The 22,919-nt window shown below is 59.7% G+C and carries 19 protein-coding genes; 8 read left to right on the top strand and 11 right to left on the bottom strand.

Annotated elements, in window-relative coordinates:
* Positions 1 to 257: 257 nt before the first annotated feature.
* A complete protein-coding gene (locus ACIQJ2_RS29280) occupies positions 258 to 791 on the bottom strand; it encodes a dihydrofolate reductase family protein (protein ID WP_400672542.1) in 534 nt (177 codons plus the stop codon).
* Positions 792 to 837: 46 nt separating this feature from the next.
* Here ACIQJ2_RS29280 and ACIQJ2_RS29275 point away from each other — a divergent pair, with 46 nt between their 5' ends.
* Entirely contained in the window at positions 838 to 1,392 is a 555-nt protein-coding gene (locus ACIQJ2_RS29275) for a TetR/AcrR family transcriptional regulator (protein WP_400672540.1), read from the top strand.
* Positions 1,393 to 1,436: 44 nt separating this feature from the next.
* Here the strand turns inward: ACIQJ2_RS29275 and ACIQJ2_RS29270 are convergent, their stop codons facing one another.
* On the bottom strand, positions 1,437 to 2,024 hold the full coding sequence (locus ACIQJ2_RS29270) for a tyrosine phosphatase family protein (RefSeq protein ID WP_400672537.1): 588 nt from the start codon (positions 2,022 to 2,024) through the stop codon (positions 1,437 to 1,439).
* A 168-nt stretch (positions 2,025 to 2,192) separates the two neighbouring features.
* Positions 2,193 to 4,298, bottom strand: coding sequence for a methyl-accepting chemotaxis protein (locus tag ACIQJ2_RS29265; protein ID WP_400672534.1), 2,106 nt, complete (start codon positions 4,296 to 4,298; stop codon positions 2,193 to 2,195).
* Positions 4,299 to 4,848: 550 nt separating this feature from the next.
* Here ACIQJ2_RS29265 and ACIQJ2_RS29260 point away from each other — a divergent pair.
* A complete protein-coding gene (locus ACIQJ2_RS29260; RefSeq protein ID WP_400672531.1) occupies positions 4,849 to 5,907 on the top strand; it encodes a diguanylate cyclase domain-containing protein in 1,059 nt (352 codons plus the stop codon).
* A gap of 135 nt (positions 5,908 to 6,042) precedes the next feature.
* Here the strand turns inward: ACIQJ2_RS29260 and ACIQJ2_RS29255 are convergent, their stop codons facing one another.
* Entirely contained in the window at positions 6,043 to 6,567 is a 525-nt protein-coding gene (locus tag ACIQJ2_RS29255; RefSeq protein WP_400672672.1) for a hypothetical protein, read from the bottom strand.
* 189 nt (positions 6,568 to 6,756) lie between these two features.
* On the opposite strand from ACIQJ2_RS29255, the gene ACIQJ2_RS29250 reads away from it, so the two are divergent.
* Both ACIQJ2_RS29250 and ftsZ read left to right on the top strand, forming a co-directional pair.
* The gene (locus ACIQJ2_RS29250) at positions 6,757 to 7,446 is read left to right on the top strand and encodes a TetR/AcrR family transcriptional regulator (protein ID WP_400672528.1); all 690 of its coding nucleotides are present in this window, start codon (positions 6,757 to 6,759) and stop codon (positions 7,444 to 7,446) included.
* 209 nt (positions 7,447 to 7,655) lie between these two features.
* On the top strand, positions 7,656 to 8,663 hold the full coding sequence (gene ftsZ / locus ACIQJ2_RS29245) for a cell division protein FtsZ (protein WP_199150645.1): 1,008 nt from the start codon (positions 7,656 to 7,658) through the stop codon (positions 8,661 to 8,663).
* A gap of 188 nt (positions 8,664 to 8,851) precedes the next feature.
* On the opposite strand, the gene ACIQJ2_RS29240 is transcribed toward ftsZ, so the two are convergent.
* The 6 genes from ACIQJ2_RS29240 to ACIQJ2_RS29215 all read right to left on the bottom strand — a co-directional run bounded on the left by ACIQJ2_RS29240 (position 8,852) and on the right by ACIQJ2_RS29215 (position 16,588).
* Complete coding sequence (locus ACIQJ2_RS29240; RefSeq protein ID WP_199150644.1) at positions 8,852 to 9,967, bottom strand: branched-chain amino acid ABC transporter substrate-binding protein; 1,116 nt, start codon at positions 9,965 to 9,967, stop codon at positions 8,852 to 8,854.
* Positions 9,968 to 10,313: 346 nt separating this feature from the next.
* The gene (locus ACIQJ2_RS29235; protein WP_400672525.1) at positions 10,314 to 10,865 is read right to left on the bottom strand and encodes a hypothetical protein; all 552 of its coding nucleotides are present in this window, start codon (positions 10,863 to 10,865) and stop codon (positions 10,314 to 10,316) included.
* Positions 10,858 to 13,692 (bottom strand): 2Fe-2S iron-sulfur cluster-binding protein, encoded by a 2,835-nt coding sequence (locus ACIQJ2_RS29230; protein ID WP_400672523.1) that lies wholly within the window; start codon positions 13,690 to 13,692, stop codon positions 10,858 to 10,860. The genes ACIQJ2_RS29235 and ACIQJ2_RS29230 overlap by 8 nt, the downstream gene beginning before the upstream one ends.
* A complete protein-coding gene (locus ACIQJ2_RS29225; protein ID WP_400746662.1) occupies positions 13,689 to 13,955 on the bottom strand; it encodes a sarcosine oxidase subunit delta in 267 nt (88 codons plus the stop codon). The genes ACIQJ2_RS29230 and ACIQJ2_RS29225 overlap by 4 nt, the downstream gene beginning before the upstream one ends.
* Before the next feature lie 9 nt (positions 13,956 to 13,964).
* Complete coding sequence (locus ACIQJ2_RS29220) at positions 13,965 to 15,218, bottom strand: sarcosine oxidase subunit beta family protein (RefSeq protein WP_400672517.1); 1,254 nt, start codon at positions 15,216 to 15,218, stop codon at positions 13,965 to 13,967.
* A gap of 581 nt (positions 15,219 to 15,799) precedes the next feature.
* Entirely contained in the window at positions 15,800 to 16,588 is a 789-nt protein-coding gene (locus ACIQJ2_RS29215; RefSeq protein WP_400672514.1) for a LytTR family DNA-binding domain-containing protein, read from the bottom strand.
* 90 nt (positions 16,589 to 16,678) lie between these two features.
* On the opposite strand from ACIQJ2_RS29215, the gene ACIQJ2_RS29210 reads away from it, so the two are divergent.
* From ACIQJ2_RS29210 to ACIQJ2_RS29195, 4 genes are all read left to right on the top strand, one after another.
* Positions 16,679 to 17,755 carry an alpha/beta hydrolase family protein gene (locus ACIQJ2_RS29210; protein WP_400672511.1) on the top strand — a complete coding sequence of 359 codons (1,077 nt, stop codon included), beginning with the start codon at positions 16,679 to 16,681 and terminating at the stop codon, positions 17,753 to 17,755.
* Positions 17,756 to 17,923: 168 nt separating this feature from the next.
* Entirely contained in the window at positions 17,924 to 18,568 is a 645-nt protein-coding gene (locus ACIQJ2_RS29205; RefSeq protein ID WP_199150959.1) for a TetR/AcrR family transcriptional regulator, read from the top strand.
* Between the two features lie 236 nt (positions 18,569 to 18,804).
* Entirely contained in the window at positions 18,805 to 19,479 is a 675-nt protein-coding gene (locus ACIQJ2_RS29200; RefSeq protein WP_400672508.1) for a response regulator transcription factor, read from the top strand.
* Positions 19,479 to 20,846: a sensor histidine kinase gene (locus tag ACIQJ2_RS29195; protein WP_400672670.1), complete on the top strand. Its 1,368-nt coding sequence runs from the start codon at positions 19,479 to 19,481 to the stop codon at positions 20,844 to 20,846. Before ACIQJ2_RS29200 ends, ACIQJ2_RS29195 begins: the two co-directional genes overlap by 1 nt.
* 350 nt (positions 20,847 to 21,196) lie before the next feature.
* Here the strand turns inward: ACIQJ2_RS29195 and ACIQJ2_RS29190 are convergent, their stop codons facing one another.
* Positions 21,197 to 22,876 carry an amidohydrolase gene (locus tag ACIQJ2_RS29190; protein WP_400672506.1) on the bottom strand — a complete coding sequence of 560 codons (1,680 nt, stop codon included), beginning with the start codon at positions 22,874 to 22,876 and terminating at the stop codon, positions 21,197 to 21,199.
* Positions 22,877 to 22,919: the final 43 nt, after the last annotated feature.

Here is a 22,919-nt window from a genome sequence, read left to right as displayed (position 1 = left end):
TTTCCGTAAACTATGGCAAACAAGGGCGTTCTGAAGAAGCGCTGATTTTCGCCTCTTTCATTGCCGAAACGGCAACACTCCCGTCGCGGATTGCCGGCCCGAATGCTCACCACCGCCGGACAATCCGTCCCCTAGTTCCAAGGCAAGCCACCTGGCTTAGCTGAGGCTCCCACGAAAGAACTTTAAACCCGAGCTCCCGCAGAAACCACCGTTCGCGATATTCCCTCGCAGAAAACTATCGCGTCCTGAAAGCCATTCTATCTGGGCTCCATTCTATAGTGCAGCCGCACACAGCCCCTGTCGATTGCCTTGGCGCTGACAAGCGTCGGACTTGCACGGAAGCCGGTTAGCGGAAAGAGCGGCCGGCCGCCGCCGAGCAGCTCCGGTATGATATAGATCTCGATCTCGTCGAGTGCGCCTCGTTCGAGGAAAGCCATTTGCAGCTGGCCGCCGCCGAGCATCCAGACGTCTCCATCCGTCAGGGCGCGTAGCTCGGTGATGAGAGCATCGACATCGCCGCGAACGGTCAGTATCCCTTTCGGATTCTCAATCGGCCGAGACGTAACCACGATGACGCGCTGGTCGCTGTAAGCCCAGGGCGACGGATCCTTTGCGATGAAATCATAGGTTCCACGTCCCATGACGACGGTGCCGATCCCCTTGAGAAAGGCGCTATAGTCGTGCTCGCCGAGGTCCATGCTCTCATATTTGAACAGCCATTCAAGGTCGTCATTCTCGGCAACGATCATCCCATCCAGACTAGTTGCGATATAGCCCAAAATCCTCGCCATGCTCTTCTCTCTTGATTAATAACTAAATATACGTTTATAAATAAACATGCCAAGACACAAGACAATTTCCGATGAGCAGTTGCTCGACATCCTTATCGAGCTGGTTGTGGAGACGGGCCCTGACGGGCTTACCTTCGCAAGAAGCGCCAGGGCATGCGGCCTATCCCCTGCAGCCCTGGTGCAACGATATGGTGACAGGGAGGCTCTTGTCGAAGCCATCCTGATGCGTGCCTGGGAAAAACTTGAGGCAGAAACGGCGGCCGCCGATGCCGAAGCGGCGCCGACACCGGAAGGTGCCGTAAACCTTCTTATGCGCCTGATGCCTCCCGAGACCGCCGAGCGCGATGTAACCGACGGATTGCTCCTCCTGAGAGAAGACATACGAAACCCCAAGCTGCGAGCTCGTGGTGCAGCCTGGATCGGAAGCCTTGCCAATGCGCTCGGCGGGCGCCTGTCCGACGACCCCGAGCAAGCAACGCGCCTCGGCTGGGAGATGGTCGCCCTGTGGCAAGGCGCCCACACGCTTTGGGCCTTTGCGCGACATGAACCGGCAGGTACCGCCATCAAGCGAATGCTTGACGCCTGGCTGGAACGTCTTTGATGGATGAATCCGTTACCGGCTTGCCGGCGCGAAGGCGATAGCTCTCACGCGCTGTGTTGCGCCATATCGACTTCGGCCTGTCGGCCAAGCCGGGTCATCCAATCGCTGAGTTCCGGCTGCATCGTGATCTGACGGCCATAGTGACGGCGCAGCGCAGCCGTCAGCTCGCCATTTCGGCCAAGCTGCTCGTCCGCAAAAGCGATCATCCGCGAATTGGGCCAGGCCTGCGGGCGGATCTTAGCCAGGCGAAGAAAGAGCCCCTCGGCGGACTCTTCCGGATTGGCCTGCGCCATCAAGGACATCATCGCCGCCGTCGAGCGTGAGACGCCCATATGGCAATGCACCAGAACATGGCTCGACGCGGCGCGATCGGCGCGCGCGAGGAAAGCCTCGCCGAATTTCAGAATGTCTTCGACGTGATCGGGCGCCGGCATGATCTGACCCGGTATAGCTGCAATGATATCATGGAAGCGCAATGTGGTACGAACATGATCTCCATAGGATGCGAACGCGTCTAGTTCCGCACGATCGGGATCAATGATCGAGAGCACATGCGTCACCTTGCGGGCGCTGTGTGCCGGCAGTTCCTCGATGCCACATATGGTGAGTTCCGGTGCGTAGGCCACTTCCATTCTCTCATCTCCAAAAATCGCTCGCCATCGTTTCAGACAGGGTGCGCCAATCAAAAAGCGCCCCACCACGAAAGTGGGGCGCTCGAATTTACTTAGCAAAGTGCTTGCGGGTCCGACAGGCATATTCTGCCCGTTCGACGGAAGAACCGCTTGGCAGGCGCTCGAAAACTAAGCAGCGCGGCCCATTCTCGCATGCATCGCCTGCAGGGGAGCTCCCGCCCCGTTGAGCTGGAATTGAGCCAGCAGGGTGTTAAGCGCCTGGGCCTCGACTGCAAGTCCGTGGCTTGCCGCCGTTTGCTCTTCCACCATGGCCGCGTTCTGCTGCGTACCCTGATCCATCGTGTTCACGGCGGTGTTGATTTCCTGGAGACCGGTCGACTGCTCCCGAGCGGAAAGAACGATCGCATCGACATGCGTGTTGATTTCCTGCACCTCGCGGACGATCGCTTCGAGCGCTGCGCCGGTCTCATCGACCAGCGCCACACCCGATCGGACCTGGTCGCCCGAAGTGGTGATCAATGCCTTGATCTCCTTTGCCGCGTTGGCCGAACGCTGTGCCAATTCCCGCACCTCCTGCGCAACAACGGCAAACCCCTTGCCGGCTTCGCCGGCCCGGGCAGCCTCCACGCCGGCATTGAGAGCCAGCAGGTTGGTCTGGAAGGCGATATCGTCGATCACACCGATGATATTGGAGATTTCGCCCGAGGACTGCTCGATCCCCTGCATGGCCGAGACCGCACGACGCACGACTTCACCGGATTTTTCCGCTCCGGTGCGCGCACGCGCCACGAGCAGGCCCACCTCTTCGGCCCGGCGGCTGGAATCCCTGACGGTTGTGGTGATCTCTTCCAACGCCGCGGCGGTTTCCTCGACGGAGGCCGCCTGTTGCTCGGTGCGCCGTGCCAGTTGATCGGCTGAAGCGCGGATTTCGCTGGCGCCGCCGTCGATGGCCATCGCCTTTTCGCCGACGGTCGACATCGCCTGGTGCAGCTTCGAAACCGAGTGGTTGAAGTCATTGCGCAGCCGGTCGAGGTCTCCGGCAAATGGCGTCGCAATGCGCGAAACCAGATCGCCATCGGCAAGCCTGCCCAAAGCCTCTGCAACGGCATTCACGGCAAGGTTGATGTTTCGGGCTTCCTCCGCCTTGATCGCTTCGCGTTCGCGGCGCTCCTGTTCGGTCAAAGCCTCGTTCTGCTCGGCCTCGCGCGCAAGACGTCCTCGCTCGATGATATTCTCTCGGAAAACGGCAACCGCCGCCGCCATCTGCCCGACTTCATCTGCCCGGTCTGCGTCCGGAATCTGTTCGGAGACATCGCCACGAGCAAGCTTGCTCATCATTCCGGTCATCCGAACGACAGGCTTGATGACTAGCCGCGACAGCAGCAGATAGAGCACACCCAACATGGCGATAACGCTGACGCCGGTGCCGATCGCCGCAGCGACCCGGAATTTGCTGATCCCCGCATAGGCAACATCGCGGTCAACGATGAGGCAGAGATACCAATTGTTCACGGGCAGACCCTTGATCGGCATGAATTTGACGAGCACGGACCTGTCGCCCAATTGGGTTTCCATGAGGCCCTTGCCATCGATGGAGGGTGTATTCTGTGGAAAAACATCGGCCAACGATTTGGACACCAGCGCGCCGTCGGGATGAACAAGCACCGTTCCCGCGCTATTGACGAGAAAGGCCGAACCCATGCCGCCAAGATCGACTTTTCCGATCATGTCGAGCAATCCCTGCAACGGAAAATCGGTACCGGCAACGCCAAGAAGCTTGCCATCGCGCTTGACCGGAATGGCCGCGCTGATGACGAGCGCATTGGTAGAGGCGTCCTTGTAGGGATCAGTCAACAAGGGAGCGTCAAGCCTGACCGCATCCTTGTACCAGCCGCGTTTGCGCGGATCGAAGCCCTTGGGCATCTCGCCGGCGGGCAGGCGCGCAAAGCTGCCATCTGTTTCATTGCCGAAATAGACCATCGCGAACTCGCGCGCCAGCAATGGATTGTCGAGACGGCGTAGAGCATCCTCCTTGCTTTCCGATTTGCGCGCAACGTCTGCCGCAAAGTCGGTCAACATGACACGGGCATTCAGCCAATTGGCGATTCCCGTCGCGGCAAGCTCGCCCGAAGAGTCGATTTCCGACGCAACACCGCCGGCGATGGTCGTACGCTGAAGATTGTCGATATAGACCGAAAAGCCGCAGAAGGCGGCGATGACCGCCAGCGACGCAGCCAGCAGGATCTTGGTCATGAGGTTGAAACGTGTTCGCAAAGAACCCCCCGTATAGCACTACCGGTTCGTGCGCGGTTCATTCGCACGATAATGGCATGTCTGTGTTTGGAATCATGCCGTCATGGCAGTGTTGGAGCGAAGGCACCCCAAGAGCCGAACTATTAGAAGATGGTTAAAAATCGTCTAAATATCGTGGCAATACTTCCTGCTCACCACCTTGGAAAAAGTGGAGATACTGGCAATACCTCGACACTTCTTCCGCGCGACAGACAAAGGAAGGAAATATAATTCAAGGTTGTCTATTTTATTAAATTTAATCCTTGATTGCCGAAAATACGCGCATGTCCTTATGGAAGGCAATCCTATTAAATCTAAGATTGCTTTTATGTTACATACACCAAAAAAGTTTACGTGAGCCAAGCGCGCCGAAGCTGCAATGCCGGCAAATTGGAAGATCGGTTCAACCCAGTTTTGACCGATAATATTCGCGGCCCGCCTTGAACAGGAACATTCCGGATTCTCATCGGAGATTAACGATTCCACGATAGGGATTGTCTCCAGAGGCGCACACTCACAAGTCGGCGAAGACATGGAAAATTCAGCAGATCACACCGAACTGAGCCTCCATCCGTCCGGTTGCCATCGAGCGCCCGCGCCACAGACCGCCTTCTACTCCCTGCTGGAGCGCCTTCACGCCGCCTTGAAAGGCCCTTTCGACCGACGAACCGTCTGGCAATTGCGTCGGCAAATCGATCAACAGGCTGAGTTGATCCGCGAGGTTGAAGTTGCGTTGGCAGGTGTCGAGCTCTTCGAGCGCGCATCCGCGACGGCATCCATGGGCGTGTGGCAGTGCAAATTGCCGAGCGAACAATTGATCTGGAGCAACGGAACCTACGATCTGTTCGGTCTTCAACACGATCGCGGTCTTGTGCGTAGCGATATCCTGAGACGCTACTCGGAAGAATCGCTAGCCCGACTGGAAAAATTGCGCAGCGATGCGATTGAACGCGGCTCCGGCTTCAAACTCGATGCGGAGATCCGGGGGCCGGATAACGGAAAGAGGTGGATCAGAATATTCGCCACCGTCGAGCGCCGAAATGGCGAACCGCTCGGGCTCTTCGGTATCAAGCAGGATATCACCGAGGAAAAAACGGCCTTCGAGCATATCCGGCACCTTGCCGAGCATGATGTGATGACGGGTCTTGCCAATCGCACGCAGTTTCAGGTGCAGCTCGCCAGGATCTGCCAACCAGCGGGATCGGGGGGAGCCCTGATGCTCGTTGACCTCGACCAGTTCAAGCAGATCAACGATACGCTTGGGCATGGTGTCGGGGACGAATGCCTGATCGAGTTCACCCGTCGACTGACGGCAACATGCCAATCCGCCGATCTGATCGCCCGTATCGGCGGCGACGAATTCGCCGTCCTCTTCGGCCCCGCGGTCGATCGGCAAACGATCGAGCATGTCGCTCAGCGCCTGGTCGACACGGCAAAGGCACCGATGAAATGCTCCGGATCCAGCTTCAGTATCGGCGCCTCGATCGGGCTTGCCTTTACGCAGGGAGAGACGCCCACTGCGCTCTTCACGAAAGCAGATCAGGCGCTCTATGCGGCAAAGGCGTGCGGCGGCGGCATATTTCAGGGATGAGAGCGTCAGGAGCGTGACACTGGTCATGTCTCCGACGGATCGGCGCTCAACTATCTCCTCCCCGGTTTGCAGTCATCATCAACACTGCGACGAAGATTGCGGGCTTATGCTCGGCCGAAGTCCGCGCCCGGCGAACTAGGACGGCACCGCGCCGCTGGTCAGGATGCGGTCGTTTTTATGGCCCCGCCGCAGGAGCAGGTAAACCGCAGCGAAATGGGTGAGCATGAGCAGAGGCACGTAGATGATCGGGATCACATATGCCGCGCCCAGCTGTCCGGACAGGCTCGGAAGAGCGAAACGCGCGCCATGATAGTAGTCGACCAGAATATCCACCATCCCGACAAGATTATACCCGACGACCAGCGGCCAGAACACGATAGGCAGCCTGATCGTCAGTAGCGCGAGGATGGCCAAGATCCCCGTTGCAAAGTCGCCATAGGCGGCGAACTCGGCGAATTCCTTTGGCAGCGCAGCACCGACGACGCCCGGCACAATGAAGACGAGGCCGAAAAAGCGGAAGCTGTGAAGGAGCGCAATGGCGCGCTGCGCCTCGACACGATCCATGGTTCTGAGCTTTGGCCAAAAATACGCGCTGAACCAGAACAGCCACGGAATGTAGCCCAAAACGAGATGCGTGCTGAAGATCATTGCTGGTGACATTGCTCGAAGACTCCCAGTTGGCGTTGCGTACCGGTGCCCCAATTCCTCAGTCATGAGACCGCGCCCGATCTACGCTGCATGCGAAAGGCTACGTCATCTTTTGGGGCAGAGAATCGCTTCATCGTTTGGTACTATCGCGTACCAGTCAATTTGGTACCAATGAGTACCAAAGTCAAGCGAGGAGATTCCATGACGCCTTCAGGCTCGTTGCGACGAAAAGGAAGCGGAGACGAAGCCGCCGTTCGCGAGCGAATTCTCGAAGCGGCATTCACGGCGTTCACACAGCACGGCTATGCGGCGACCAGCACCCTCGAAATCGCCACACAGGCACGCGTATCGAAACGGGAACTCTATTCGCTCGTTGGCAACAAACAGGAAATGCTGGTCGCCTGCATCTGCAGCCGGGCTGGTCGTTTGCAACTTTCCGCAGATTTGCCGGCTCCACGCGACCGCGAAAGCTTCGCGGAGGTCCTGTTCTCCTTCGGCAGGCAGCTGCTACAGGAAATCAGCGATCCAACGGTTATCGCCATCTTCAGACTGGCAATCGCCGAGGCGGCCCGGGCGCCCGAGGTCGCCTTGACGCTCGACACGATTGGACGTGATGCGGTGCGCAGCGCACTGCGCCGGATCATGCTTCTGGCGATAGATGCCGATCTGCTTGACGGCACTCCCGCCGAGCGGGCCGATCAGTTCCTTGGGCTTTTATGGGGCGATCTGCTGACCGGCCTTCTGCTGGGTGTCGCTGAGCGCCCGCAAGCGATGGAGATCGCGGCACGCGCGCGCAAGGCTGCAAACACCTTCGTTCAACTCTGTGCCGGAAGGCGCCAAGCCACGAACAATCAAGCCGGATCCATGAGCATCCATCATGGAGAGGATTGAAGCCATCCGCCGATGTGACAGCGAAAATTGCCTGCTCAGTCCTAGTCACCTTATCGCGCATCACCCATTAAATTATGGGGATGGACGGATTCCGCCGCAATACGCCCATGTTACACCCTAATATCACGCTCTTTCAGCGAATCGCCAAGGTGTCTATTTAAGGGCTTCAAGCGATCCCGTTTGAGTGACCTGATACAATGGAGTTCTTCATGGCCGACATCCGCTCACCAATATCTGGGGTCATTCCCAAGATTTCCATCGTGGGCGTTGGCGGCGGCGGCGGCAACGCAATCAACAACATGATCACCGAGGAGCTTGAAGGCGTCGAGTTCATCGCGGCGAATACGGATGCGCAGGCGCTTTCGACGTCGAAGGCGGCAAGGCGCATTCAACTTGGGGCACAGGTCACCGAAGGCCTTGGCGCAGGATCCCTACCTGAAATCGGGCGGGCCGCGGCGGAGGAAACCATCGATGAGATCATGGATCACCTCCACGGCACGCATATGTGCTTCATCACCGCCGGAATGGGCGGTGGTACGGGAACTGGGGCCGCCCCGGTCATCGCCAAGGTCGCGCGCCAGGCAGGTATCCTGACGGTCGGCGTCGTCACCAAGCCGTTCACTTTCGAAGGCAACCGTCGCATGCGCACGGCCGAGGAAGGGATTGAACGGCTCCGCGAAAGCGCCGATACCGTCATCGTCATTCCCAATCAGAACCTCTTTCGCATCGCTGACGCCACGACCACCTTCACCAATGCGTTCATGACGGCCGACCGGGTGCTTTATGCCGGCGTGAGCTGCATCACTGATCTGATCGTCAAGGAAGGGCTCATCAACCTCGATTTTGCCGACGTCAAAACCGTCATGCGTGGCATGGGTCGCGCAATGATGGGAACGGGCGAAGCATCGGGCCCGGGCCGCGCCTTGAAAGCGGCGGAAGCCGCCGTTGCCAACCCGCTTCTGGACGACATGAGCATGAAGGGCGCAAGAGGCGTCCTGATCTCCATTTCCGGCGGAACGGACATGACGCTGTTCGAGGTGGATGAAGCAGCCAGCCGCATACGCGACGAGGTTCTCGACGATGCCGACATCGTCGTCGGAGCGATCTTCGATCGCAACCTCGATGGCGTGTTCAGGGTGTCGGTCGTTGCAACCGGGCTGGATCGTCCCGTCGCATTCGGCGGTCAGCCCGAGCGTGTCGGCGCGGATTGGCAGTAAGGGATATTTCCGGAGAAAACGGCAGAGGCGGGATCATGTCAAATGCCGCCTCTGTTCCCGCGAGCACAAGCTTGCTCATCGATGCAATGCACATATTCGGTGCGGATAAGATCGTCACAACATGATCATCCCGCATCGAGCGTTCGATGCCGCGCGAACGCGGCATCGTCCATCAGCCTTTTATGATCCTACTTGGCGATCGGAGCGTAGGCGCCATTGCTCCAACGGTTGATGTCGTAGCTGGCGTTCTTCAGGTCACCCTTCTCGTCGAAAGTCACGGTTCCGACAACAGTATCGATCGGCTTGCCGTCTTTCAGAGCCGCTGCGACCTTGGTCGGATCATCCGAGCCGGCACGTTCGATACCCTGGGCGAATGCCTGGATAACGGCGTAGGAGAACAGGGTGAAACCTTCCGGCTTGAAGCCGCCAGCCTGGATCTTCGCGACCGCTTCCTTCGCCTCCGGCTTTGACTGCGGATCGGACGGGAAGACGAACAGCGTGCCCTCACCGGCCGGACCTGCCACCTGCCAGAATTCCGGCGAGGCGATCGAATCGGGCATGATCAGCTGGAACTTGTAGCTCGCTTCCGCCGACTGGCGCAGGATCAGGCCGGCTTCGGGATGGTAGCCACCGAAATAGACGACATCGACCTTTGCGTTTTTCAGCTTGGTGACGAGAGCGTTATAGTCCTTTTCGCCGGGATTGATGCCCTCATACATGATTTCCTTGAGCCCGGCCTGGTTCATGGTGGCGCGAACGGCATCGGCAACACCCTGTCCATAGGCGGTCTTGTCGTGCAGGATCGCAACGTTCTTGCCGGCATATTGCTTTGCAATCCACGGCCCGATGAAGGCGCCCTGAGCGTCGTCTCGCGTGTAGAGACGCATGATATTGGTCCAGCCCTTAGCGGCAGCCTGATCCGTCAGGACGGGGTTGGACGACGCCGGGCTCATCATCAAGGTGCCGTTTTCGGCATAGATCGCCGAAGCCGGGATACTTGAGCCCGAGCAGGCATGGCCGTCAACAAACTGCACACCGTTTGCGACAATGCGGTTGGCGACAGAGACAGCCTGCTTCGGGTCGCACTGGTCGTCCTCGAGCTGCAGCTTGATCTTGCGGCCAAGCACGCCACCCTTGGCGTTGATGGCGTCCGCGGCGGCTTGCGCACCCTGCTTGAACTGATCACCAATGGTTGCAAGCGGGCCTGTCAAAGGTCCGGCAACGGCAAAGGTGATGTCGTCGGCCCGAGCCGCAGTTCCCATCAACAGACCAATGGTCGTGCCGATAATCAGAAATTTGTTCATTCATTCATTCCCCTTGTTATAGCCGCGTGGCGGCGCCTCCTGTTGGAGGCCAACTCCCTCGTCGCTTCCATTTTTCGAGCCGGCTTTTTTTGCCTTGCGCTCTGAAAGTGACAACATCTTCATATGACGTGTGGACAGTGATGTTCAATATCCAATTTTGCTTGGATTAAGCTGCAACCCTCCATTTGAAATTCCTCCGATCATATTCGGCGCCGGACGCCTCGGCTCCCGATTCTAACGAGATTGGTTGGCCCTGCGCGGTCGCTGGAAATGACTGGTATCGTCCTTTGCAAAGGGTCCGATATGCACCTCATTATCCTTCCCTTCGTCCGATCTGCAGAACGCCCTATAGCCCAGCCACCTCTGTGGGTGTCAGCCGATCGAATTCCTCGAACCATTGCCAAAGATAACCGGCCAAACCCCGGTCTATATGCACGCGTATCGTGCCCTCCTCGCCAAAGCGATAAAGATAGGCATTTGCACCAGCAAAACTGACCGCTGCACTGCGCCCAGGCTGCGCCAAGGACAGTGTCGTCGCGCGCTTGACGATTTCGATTGCACGCTGCCCGGCGATTTCGAAGACGATCAGCGCCCCGCTCATCGAGGTAACGGCATATCCATGGTCGTGCCAACCGGGCGTGAGAGCCTCCTCATTGTCCGAGACGATCAGAAGACGTTCGCGCGCCAGACGGAGCGAAAGACGCGGACCGGTCACCAGACCCAGCGCTCCGGCTCCTTCGGGGCTCACCCCGGCTGTGTCCGCGGCCTTGTCGAGAGCGCCGCTCACCAGGAATTGGGCGCCGACATTGACGATACGAACAAGGACGCCGGCAATCTCGATCCGATAGTCCTCCTTCGGGAGCGCTCTCCAGAGCTGCGTCGCATCGGACCTATGCATTGAGCCGTTCTCCCTTTGCATCGAAGGCACACGGAGGCGCGATGCGGACATCGCGCATCTCTCCCAAATGCTGGATCTGAATCACCTCGCCATGACGTGCCGCCCCGCGCTCGATCAGGGCCAGTGCAATCGGCCGGTTCAAGGCCGGGCTGGAATAGCTGGAGGTGACATAGCCGATGCTGCGCTTGCCGGATGCTACAGCCTCAACCCCATGCGCTCCCGCCGCCAAAGGTTCATTCCCTTCCAGCACCTCCAGCCCCACGAGTTGTTTGCGATCCTGCCGCCGCGCCTCCTCCGTAAGCAGCGACCGGCGGCCGATGAAATCGACAGGCTTCTTCGCAAGAGGCGTGGACACTCCCAAATCCATCGGCAGGGTCAGGCCATCCGTATCCTTGCCGATCACGATGAAACCTTTTTCGGCGCGCAGCAGCATGAGGGCTTCGAGGCCGAGCAGGACCGCATCGAATGCGCGGCCTGCCTCCTTTAGTCGAGACCAGAGTGCTGCGGCCCGGTCGGCGCGGATCGACAGCTCGTAGGAGCGATCGCCGGTGAAGCTCACCCGGGTAATCCTGACGGCGTCATTGCCGAAACGGCCCCAGCTCGTTGCCATATGCGGCAGAGCCTCGTCATGGAGAGGCGTTCCAAGATCGACGGCTTCAAGCAGGGCTCGCGATCTTGGCCCCGACACCGTCAATGTTGCGCTGTCGGCCGTCGCGTCGTGAATGAAGAGCCGGTTGCGGTCGAACCGGTCCTGGCGCCATTCCTCGAGCAGGGCATGAACGCCTGACACATGCGACGATGAACACGACACCAGGAACCGGTTCTGTTCAAGCCGAACAAGCACCCCGTCATCATAGACGACACCCGCCTCATTCAGGATCAAGCCATAACGGCAGCGCCCCGGCTTCAATGTTGACATGGTGTTATAATAGACGAAGTCGACAAACTCCGCCGCCTGCGGACCTTGAACCTCGATTTTGCCGAGGGGCGATCCGTCGAAAAGCGCGACGGTCTCGCGGGCCCTGTTCGCCTCGAATTGAATGGCGGCTTCCTCAGCCATGTCGCCATACCACGCGGGCCGCAGCCAGCCGCCATATTCGCGCAGATTTGCCCCATCCGCCCGGTGTGAGTTTTCGAGCGCCAGTCGCCGCGGCGGATTCATCAGCGGGCCGGCGCGCATGCCCGCGAGCGAAGCAAGCGGCACCGGCGTGAAAGGCGGACGGTATGTCGTCGTACCCACAGCCGGAATGGCGCGATCGGTAAGTTGCGCCATCAAGGCGAGACCATTGAGGTTAGACGTCTTGCCCTGATCGGTTGCCATGCCGAGTGTCGTATAGCGTTTGAGATGTTCGACCGAAATGAAGTTCTCGCGCGCCGCGAGCTCGATGTCCTTGACGGTGACATCGTGCTGCAGATCGAGCCAGACACGACCCGTCATCCCCGGTTGCGGCCATGCGGGGACGATCGCCGGATCAACGGCCTCGCATCTGACGTCGGGGACAGCCCCGATCTCAACACCAATCTTGCTCAAGGCCGCCGCGGCACTCTGCAGCACGCCCGGCAAGTCAAATCGGCCGTCTGCAGCACCTGCAATCAACACCTGATCCAACGCATCGCCGGCAACAAAGGTCAGCAGTTCATCGTCGAAACGGAGTTTCCCGCGCGCCTGACAATAGAGATGCAAGGTCGGCGTGAAGCCGCCGGATGTCAGGACCGCATCCGCGGCGACCGTCGTCCCGTCATCGAGTGTCACCGCCTTGACCCGGCCCTTGCCATGGGCCGAGGCAAGCCGCTGGCCTTTGCGATAGTCGACGATGGTGATCTTCGACCCTGCCGCCGCCAATGCCGAGGCGACCTCCTGCATGTGACCATTATTGCCAGCAATCACCACATGCTTTCCGACCGCGACACCATGGCGACGCAGGTAGAAAAGCCCCGCCTCCGCCGACAGGATCCCTGGAAGGTCGTTATTGGCAAATGGCAGCGGCCGCTCGATGGCTCCCGTTGCCAGCAGCATCGTCTTGGGCCTGATCCGCCACAGCCGATCCGCGCCGCCATCCCTTCGGCGTTCATTCAGCCCGACCAACATATGATCGTAAACACCAAACGCTGTCGTGCGCGGCAGCAGGCATACCCCGAGTTCGGCCAGCCTTGCGACGGTTTTCGAAATCCATTCGTCGCCTGCGATGCCCTCTATCATGGCGTACCGATGGAGCAGGACGCCACCAAATTCGTGACCGTCATCGCATAGAAAGACCGATTTTCCGGCCTCCGCCGCCTTAAGCGCCGCATAGAGCCCGGCCACGCCACCACCGACGACGAGCAGATCGCAACTCTCGTTCACCTGTTCGGAATAGCGCGGCAGATCGAGGTTCGGATCGAGCACGCCAAGGCCAGCCATTGCGCGGATGCGTGGCTCGAAGAGATGCCAATCCGGCCACATGAACGTCTTGTAGTAGAATGCTGACGGGATGAAGCGGGCGAAACGATCGAGGAACGCGTTGCGGTCCTTTGCCGCGGTCGGACTGGCATTGACGCTGTGCACGACCATGCCGTCGACGGCAAGTTCGGTCGTTGCGCGGCAGTTTCGGATGGCAGAGGGTGCGATCACGTCCACGATCGCGTTCGGCTCTTCGACCCCCGCTCCCCAGATTCCCCTCGGGCGATGATATTTAAAGCTGCGGCCGACGATGCTGATCCCGTTTGCAAGAAAGGCGGAGGCAATCGTGTCGCCGACAAAACCATGGACATCCTCTCCATCAAAAGTGAAGCGGATCGGCTTCGACCGGTCAATGCGGCCGAGACTGTCGATGCGATGCGAGGTCATGGCTGGTGATCTCCGAGAAAGGCGTCGGATGAGACGACGGCATGGGTGACGGTGTCGCGGTTCATCCGGAATATCTCGCCGCAGGTCATGTGCATCCAAACCTCGGATGCCGGTCCTTTCGAATTGTTGCGCAAGTGCAGGTAGGAGGACCAGGTTTCGTCGCTGACGTCAGTGCCTTCCGGCCGCGTATTGCCGAAATCGCCTCCGAAATGAAATTCACTCTCGCTGCGCGGACCGCAGAATGGGCACGGAAAAAGCTGCATCATTCCCCCTCAGTGTGCGATGCCGGAGCCGGCGGCTTCATCGATCAACCGGCCCTTTGCAAAGCGGTCGAGATCAAATGGTCGACTGATGTCGTGATGCCTGCCGGTTGCGAGCAAGTGGGCAAGCAGCGTCCCTCCCGCCGGAATTGCCTTGAACCCGCCGGTTCCCCAGCCGCAATTCAGGAACAGGCCGGGAAGCGGGCTCTCGCCAAAAATCGGTGAACTGTCGGGAACCACGTCGACGATCCCCGCCCACTGGCGCATCAGCCTGAGTTGGCGGAAGCTCGGAAACATCTCGAGCAGACCGGAAATGACAGTCTCGAGCGTCGGCAGATTGCCGCGCTGACCATAAGAGGGAACTCGGTCCAATCCGCCGCCGATGACCATCTCGCCCTTGTCGGACTGGCTGACATAGACGCCGGTCGCCGGCGAAAGAACGACGCAGTCGAGCGCCGGTTTTACCGGCTCGGAGACACAGGCCTGAAGTGCATAGGAGGTGATCGGCAGGCGGAAACCGGCTTTTTCGGCAAGGACGCTCGAATGCCCGGCAACCGCCATGCCTGTTCTTTCGGCGCGAATATCGCCTTTCGAGGTTCGCACACCACGGCAGCGTCCGTCTTCGATGATGAATTCGCTCACCTCGCAGTTTTGAATGATATCGACGCCGAGCGTATCGGCCGCGCGGGCATATCCCCAGGCAACGGCATCATGCCGCGCTGTCCCGGCTCGTCTCTGGATCACGCTACCGAAGATCGGATACCGCGCATCTTGAGCATCGTTGTAGAGCGGCACCAGCGCCCTTGTTTGTGCGACCGACAGCAGTTCCGCGTCAATGCCGTTGATCTGCATGGCGTTGACGGTTCTTGCAGCCATTTCGAGATCCGCGGGGCTGTGCGCCAGACTTATCATGCCGCGCTGTGAGAACATGATGTTGTAGTTCAGCTCGCGGGAGAGGCTTTCGTAAAGCTTGAGCGCCAGTTCATAGAGCGCGACGCTCTCAGGAAAGAAATAGTTGGAGCGAATGGCCGTGGTGTTTCGGCCCGTATTGCCGCCGCCAAGCCAACCGCGTTCGATGACGGCGACATTGGTGATGCCGTGGTTCTTCGCCAGATAATATGCCGTGGCAAGCCCATGCCCACCGCCGCCGATGATAATGACATCGTAGCGCGCTTTTGGCTCCGGCGATCGCCAGGCTTTTTGCCAGCCACTCTGATTGTTCAGCCCCTCTTTCAGAAGGGCAAATGCCGAATATTTCTTTGTCACGACCGCGCCCCGCTCGGAGTTTGCAGGAAATTTAGCCGGAAGAGCCACCCAGCCTCCCAGGAGGCTGCCCGCCTCTGACCAGGAGGATCCTCGTGCCGCCATCGCCTTCCCACGCGCAGCAGGCGCGGAGCGTTCATTGGAACATTGGCGCGCAAGATCCTCAGGCGCATAGCGTCGGACCGATCGAACGGGACAAGGTGCAAGGCTCCTCAGCAAGATTGAAGTGGCGAGACGATAATCATTGTGGACATATATGTCCATAAATATTCCGCAAACGCGGTAACGGCGCGCCATCTTCAAACAGCAACTTGCATCAAGCCCATGGATTTCAGACTATTTCCGCTTTTTCTGGAGGAATTTCAGCGTTCACACAGATGTGCCATGGACATCTGTGTCCATTTTCCGACCATGCCAGCCTTGTGCATGATGGGTGCGAAGTGATTCCTATGAGCGCAAAAGGGAGCCGTTATAAGCGCTTGCTTTGCTATCGCGGGCTCAAATAAACTGCATTCGGTGATAGTCGACACGGCGCGTCTGATCCAAATTGAATGCGCCGTTGCGATCACGGCGGCCAATCTCGACTAAGCCGCCCAGCCCTCGTTTAACAACTTTCGGCCCGAACGGCTGACCGGCAACACCGTGTCGTCATTGAGACGGACGCCATGCCTGCCGCCACGCACCCTCGCCTCTTCGGCGAGCTGGCGCGATACCCAATGCGAGCGATGGACGCGCACACCCGCATCCTCGCCAAGCGCCGCAATCGCGGCTGCGAGGTTCATCAGGATCAGAGCCTCGCCACGGTCGGTCCTTACTCGCACATAATGATCCTCGGCGCTCAGGGCGAGGATGACGGCGCTGCGGATCCCGATCGGAAGTTTCGCGCGCAACGCCTGGTCGGTGGTCGGATGAAGCTGCTGTTGTGCCTCGCAAAGGGTGCTTTGTGAGCGGGACTGCCGGAGCAACGTCCATCCGAGGCTTGCGATCGCGAGATTGGACAGCAGCACCTGGGTCGTCAGCTCGGAGTAGGTGACATGGGCAAGCGCCCGAGGCGCCGACAAGCCCAAGGCTTCGAGAACGATCCAGCCGCCGACCGGAGCCGTGATGGCCCCAATCGCAAGCATCGCCCAAAATGGCAATGCGCCACCGAAACAAAATCGCTGAACGATTTCGCAGAGCGCAAAGACGATCGCGCAGATCGCAATGGCGACACCGACAAAATGCAGCAGGCGAAGCGGAAGCGTCATGCTGAGATAGGTGCCGAACGCCCCCGTTACGGCGAGCGCTGTCGCGGCGGCGAGCGGCAGCAAGATGACAGCGGGCCGGTACCATCGAAGCGGCGCAGCCGCCGAGAAGATGCCTTGAATGGTCACTGGCGAATAAATCCCACCGTTCGCGAAATCGGGCTCGACCTGCTCTCCGGCCCGCACCTAACAGGATAGCGGCTCACAAGAGGTGCATCAATGACATTTGCCATTTACAAACGGCTCCGTTCCGCCGCGCTGCTGCTCTGCAGCCTATCAGTCGCAACGGGCCTGCTCGTCTCAGCAGCGCGAGCAGCCGAAGCAGGCTGGCGACCCTACGAGGTCCCGCCCTCCATCACGAACCCTGTGAAGATCCCGGCCGCGCTGTACTACCCGACGCAGGCACCTGCCCGCTCGATCATGGTGGGGTCGTTTACGATCCACGCGACGCCCATGGCCGCTCCCGAAGCAAAGACCAAAGGCCTCATCATGCTCAGCCACGGGACCGGCGGCTCGGAATTCGGCCAAAGCAGCTTGGCCGAGGCACTCGCGCGGGACGGCTATCTGGTGGCAGCCCTGCGTCATCCAGGCGACAGCTATCAGGACAGTTCGCTGTGGCAAAAGCCGCTGGGCACCTACTTCACCGAGCGGCCCCGCCAGGTCTCGCGCCTGATCGACGCCCTGCTTGCGGATCCCGAATGGAAGGACCGCATCGCTGCGGATGCTCAAGGTCCGCGGATCGGCGCCGCCGGGCACGCGGCCGGCGGCTATACCGTGGTTGCCCTGGCGGGAGGGCGGGTCGATCTATCCCGGATCGGCACGCATTGCGTAAACGAGGCCCAAGAAGATCCGATCACCTGCGGCATGGTCCGCGACATTCGCCAATTGCAGGCACCAGGTGAGCTTGAATCGACGGCCGATCCACGTGTCCGCGCAATCGTCGCCATGGCGCCTGTCGGCGTGATGTTCACGGAGCAATCCCTGAAGGCCATCACCGTACCGGCCATGATCTACGCCGCGGAAAAGGATCGCTGGCTACCGCCACGTTTTCACGCCGCATGGATCGGGCAGAACATTCCTGGAGCCACCTATCGCGTCGTCGCCAATGCCGGGCACTTCGCCTTCATGAACAGTGCCAGCGCGCCCATCCAGACATTGGACGGCGACATCAGCGCCAACCCGCCCGGTTTTAACCGCGCGGAGTTTCTGAAGCAACTCGGCGAGGAAGTCCCCGCATTCTTTGATCGAACACTCACGCTCGCACCGAACGCGGTCAAGGCTGGCACGTCACCGTAATTCTTCTGTCCAGGGCTCAGGACCTGTCAGGCTTTTCGCATAATGGGTGCGAACCAAGTGGGATGCCCGCTATTCGATTTGTAAGGCGGTGGCGAAAGCTGTACGAAGATGTCCGCAATGAAACGTGCCGGCATCACCGCACATCCGTCACCGTCCAAAGGTTCAACTATGGCTGTTCGATCACAAGCAACCGCTGGAGCAGCCCATGATGGCAGCGGGAAGCTGACGAAGGAGAATTGGCTTGATCTTGCCATCGAGACCCTGATCACGGGCGGCATAGACCAGGTCAAAATCCAGGTCATGGCAAAAAAATTCGGCGTATCAAGGTCGAGTTTCTATTGGTTCTTTGACAGTATTCAGGATCTCCAGGACCAGATACTGGCCTATTGGCTGAGCAAGAATACCGGTCCGATCATCGAGCGAGCGATGCGACCGGCCGCAACGGTCAACAAGGCCGTTTGCAACATATTCGAATGCTGGATCGACAATAGCCTTTTCGAGCCCGATCTCGATCTCGCAATTCGCTTCTGGGGCCGCCACGACCCAAGAATTCGATCGATCGTCGATGAAGCGGATCGGCAGCGCGTCGAAGCAGTCACCCGCATGTTCGAGCGGTATGGCTTTCCTCAAGAAGAGGCCAATACCAGGGCTCGGGTCCTCTATTATACGCAAATCGGCCATTTCACCTTGCAGGTGCGGGAGACACTTGCCGAACGGTACTCCCACCTGCGCTCCTACCTGGTCACGTTCACTGGAGTGGAACCCACCCCTGCTGATATGGAAGGCCTTCGAACATCGATGGCAACAGACTGACACCCGGAGCTTTGGTATCCGATAACGTGGTCGTGCCGGGCGGTACGGAAGTTTCGCGGCAAAACGCTCTACCCGGTCGGCGGCTATCGATCCTCCGATCGGCCGGTCCGGAGCGATCGCTGTTCACCTTTCAAAAGGCGATGCAGCAGAATTTTATCTGCAAGGTTGCCTCAATGGAAGGATGTTAGGAGCGCGTGAATGGCCTGCTGGCCCGGGCAAACAATGGGGTTGACTGAATGCGTGTGCTTCTGGTCGAGGACGAAAAACCGATGGCGGTCGTGTTGCGCAATGGACTGGTACGCCACGGAATGGTCGTGGACCATGTGGCGAACCTGTCGGATGCCGACGCCGCGCTTTACGACGGGGTTTACGACGCGGTTGTGCTGGATCGCCGTTTGCCCGACGGGGATGGTCTGTCGCTGGTCAAATCGCTGCGCGCAAGAGGCGATACCGTGCCGGTGCTGGTACTGACCGCAAAGGGCGATCTGCTCGATCGCATCGCCGGTCTTGACAGCGGCGCCGACGATTATCTTGGCAAACCATTCTCCTTTGAGGAGTTCCTGGCTCGTCTGCGCGCCATCCTGCGCCGCCCTGCCAATCTGCAGCCCGATATCGTGAGACTGGGTCGCATGTCCTTCGATTTCGCGCATCTCGAGGCGCATGTCAGAAGTGTTTCTCTGCGCATGCCGCGCCGCGAACTACTCGTGCTGGAAGCGCTGATGCGGCGCATGGGGCGAATGGTGCTGCGTGAGACGCTGATGGAAGCCGTTTTCGGCATGAACGACGAGATCGAGTCGAATGCGCTCGACACGCATATTTCCCGTCTGCGCCGCAAGCTTACCGAGGCCGATGCCGGCGTCGCCATCAGCGGCATCCGCGGTGTCGGCTATCTTATCAGCGAGACGGCATGATGCGGCAGCCTTCGCTGAAATGGCTGCTCGTCAGCAGGCTGGTGACGCTGCAAGCATGCATAATCGCGATCGTATTGCTCATGATCACGGCCACGCTGTGGAGCACTGGCTATCTCCTCGATGATTATGAAGGTGCCAGCCTCGACGTCCTGGCCGAGGCGGTCGAACGGGACACGGCGGGCGGACTGGCACTGCGGGAGACCCCTGCCCTTGGCAGTCTTCGGGCCAAGGCGCCCGACCTGTGGTTCACAATCCGCGACACGGAGGGACACCATCTGCAAGAGGGCAGCATTCCCTCCGGCTATCTGCCTGTCATCGCAATGCTCGACCAGCTCAGCGACGCACGGCTGAGCAAGCAACCCGAGCTGGCTGGGAAACCCGACGCGGTGATCAAGTGGGTGGACAGCCCTGCCGGCCGGATTCAGATCCTGACCGGCACGAAGGGACAAATGTCCGTGCAGCGGCTTGCAAGAGGTATTTCAGGCGGGCTGGTCTCGCTGATCCTGCCCATCATCCTCCTTATGGCTTTGACGACGTCGCTCGCAACCCCACTGGTGGTCAGGCGGGCTTTGGCGGGTCTTCGGCGAACTGTGGAACAGGCGGCTCACATCGAGTTCGACAAGCGCGGTGCACAGCTGCAGGCAAGCGACGTGCCGATAGAAATCAGCGCCCTTGTGGGGGCCGTCAATGATGCGCTGCGTCGTCTCGACGTCGGCTATGAGCGCCATCAGCATTTCCTGGCGCAGGCGGCCCATGAGCTGCGCACACCGATCGCCATTCTGAATGCGCGCATTTCAGCCCTGCCCGCCGGTTCAGACAGGCGCGATCTGCTGGAGGATGCCGCTCGGCTGACGACGCTTGCCGGTCAATTGCTCGATCTTCAACGTCTCGATCGGAAGCGCGACCACTTCCTGCCGGTCAATCTGACCGCCATGGCCAAGCAGGTGCTATTCGACCTCGGTCCTCTGGCGTTGGGTGCCGGTTATGACGTGAGCTTCGAACCGGAGGCCGACGAGGTGTTCGTGATCGGCGACCACACGTCGCTCGAACGGGCTTTGACCAATCTCGTCCAAAATGCCATCGATCACGGCGGTCGTCAGGGAACGATCTGCATGCGCGTCGGCAAGGAGCATTTTGTCGAAGTCTCCGACGAGGGCAACGGCGTCGCTTGGGACGCGCGCGAACAGATCTTCGAGCCGTTCAATCGCCTCGGCCCCGATGGCCGCGGCGCCGGACTGGGCCTCAATCTGGTTCGGGAGATCATGCAACTCCACGGCGGCACCGTTGCCGTCGTCAATGCCGGCTCCAAAGGCGCCTGCGTGAGGATGACGTTTCCCGGCAAAGGGATCGAGGCTGACGAAGTGTAGACAGCCCGCAGCGCTGCGCGTCTTAGGTGACGCGCAGAGATATGGCGTGGACAAGGTCGCCTAATATCGTGGCTGTCATAATCATGGAAACCGACATTCGAGGTCCCATGCGTCTATTCGTATTTCAGCTCAGCTCGAAACCTTGAACGGACCAGTTGCGATTGATCTGCGTCTCGCCCGCAGTCAAGGCGTGATGCTACGCACCGCCGATGCTCCAGGGAAGTTATCCAGATAGTCCCCATAGGTCATGCCGGCGGAGAAGCTGGAGCCGCCATTCGAGATCGCTCACCGACATTCGCAATGGCGATCGTCGCTGCGGCTCCAGCGCCAAACCTTTCTTTAGAGAGCTTTTAGATCGCGTCATCCTTCGCATAGGTCACGCGGGCATTGCAGATCGTCACCGCAATTGAGACGCTGGAAAGCTCGGAGGGCGTGACTTTCGTAAGATCGGTGTCGAGAATGACGATGTCGGCAAGATAGCCCGGTGCCAGTTTGCCTTTCTGCGTTTCCTTGAATTCGACCCAGGCACCAGCCCTTGTGTAGGCGTGCAGTGCCTGATCGACGGTCACCGACTGGTCCTTGCCGCCCTCTCGCCACGGCCGTCGCATGACCGCCGCTTTTACGCTGTCAAGCGGCGCAAGACGCGCGACCGGCCAATCAGACGAGAAAACAAGCGGGACGCCCGCATCCAGCAATTCCCGCGTCCGGAAGGCAATGCCTTCCCGCTCCGCGCCGATCCTGGGTAGATAGGTCTCGGCTGGAAAATCCATCGCTTCGGGCGGATGGGCCGGTTGCATCGACGCGACAACGCCGAGTTCGGCAAAGCGCGGGAAATCGCTTTCCTGAAGCAGTTCGATGTGCTCAATGCGATGACGTGCGTCCCGGCCGCCGTTCGCTTCGCGAGCGGCCTGATAGGCATTGAGCACCTGGCGAACGGCGCCGTCCCCGATCGCATGCACGGCAACCTGCAGCCCAAGCGAATCGGCGAGGATCACGGCCTCGTTGAAATCGGCGTCTGAGAAGAGCAGCGTCCCGTTGTGGCCGGGCGCATCGGCATAGTCGCCGACAAGAACCGCGGTTCCGGACTCGACGACGCCATCGGCAAATATCTTGATGAAATCCGACGTCAGGAAATCGCTCTGAAACTCTTCGCGCCAGTCCGCCGCATTGCCTATCGCCTCGACGGCCGTTCCCGGCTTGAAGAGATAGGGCACGCGCACACGCACCGGCAGTTCACCATTTGCATGGAGTTCACGCAGCATGTCGAGCTGGTAATAATTACCATCCATGTTCTGGATCGAGGTGATACCGTTCTGCGCGCAATAGGCCAATCCCTTGCGCAGCGCCGCCATGTCTTCCGAGCGTTCCTCGGGCGTGATGCCGCTGTCTTCGGCAGTCGTGACCGCGCCGAGAAGATCGCGACCTCCTGACGGGGAGAGGGAATAGATCAGGTTCATTGCCGGCGCTTCGCGCAGTTCGCCGTTCGCAAGACCGTTCGCATCCAGCACGACTTCGCTGCCCGGCGGCAGGGCCGCGCCGCGCTCGATGCCGGCAAGCTTCAGTGCCGCGGTATTTGCCCATGCCGTGTGATGATCCGCCGACGAGATGAAGACCGGCAAGTCGGGGCACGCCCTGTCGAGATCCTCGCGCCTCGGCATCCGCTCGTCGGAGATAAAATTATAGGGCGCGGAGTGTCCGACGATGAATCCGAGGCCCGGATTATGGGCTCGCCACTCGGCGATCCGCGCCGCGAGATCTTCGACACCCTTGACGGTCGCGACCGATAATTGTTGCAGTGAGACACTGCCGCCAAAAATATGGAGATGCGCTTCATTGAAGCCCGGCAGCACGGTGGCGCCTCGCGCGTCGATAACCCTGGTTTCCGGTCCTTCGAGCGGCTGGCACTCTGCCTCCGAGCCGATCCGGATGATGCGGTTGCCCAAAACCGCCAGGCTCTGTGCGGTAGGTCGGTTTTCATCCATGGTCCGAATGGCTCCATTGCGGATGATAAGGTCGGCGATGACGGTCATGAGCTCCTCCATTTGCGTCTGTTTTAGCGTGAAAATTCAGCTT

Origin of the sequence: Rhizobium sp. NPDC092011 (assembly GCF_044756305.1) — a bacterium.
In the GTDB taxonomy this organism is placed as follows: domain Bacteria; phylum Pseudomonadota; class Alphaproteobacteria; order Rhizobiales; family Rhizobiaceae; genus Rhizobium.
Note: the sequence above shows the minus strand (reverse complement) of the source record. Positions and strands in the feature narration are given on the sequence as shown.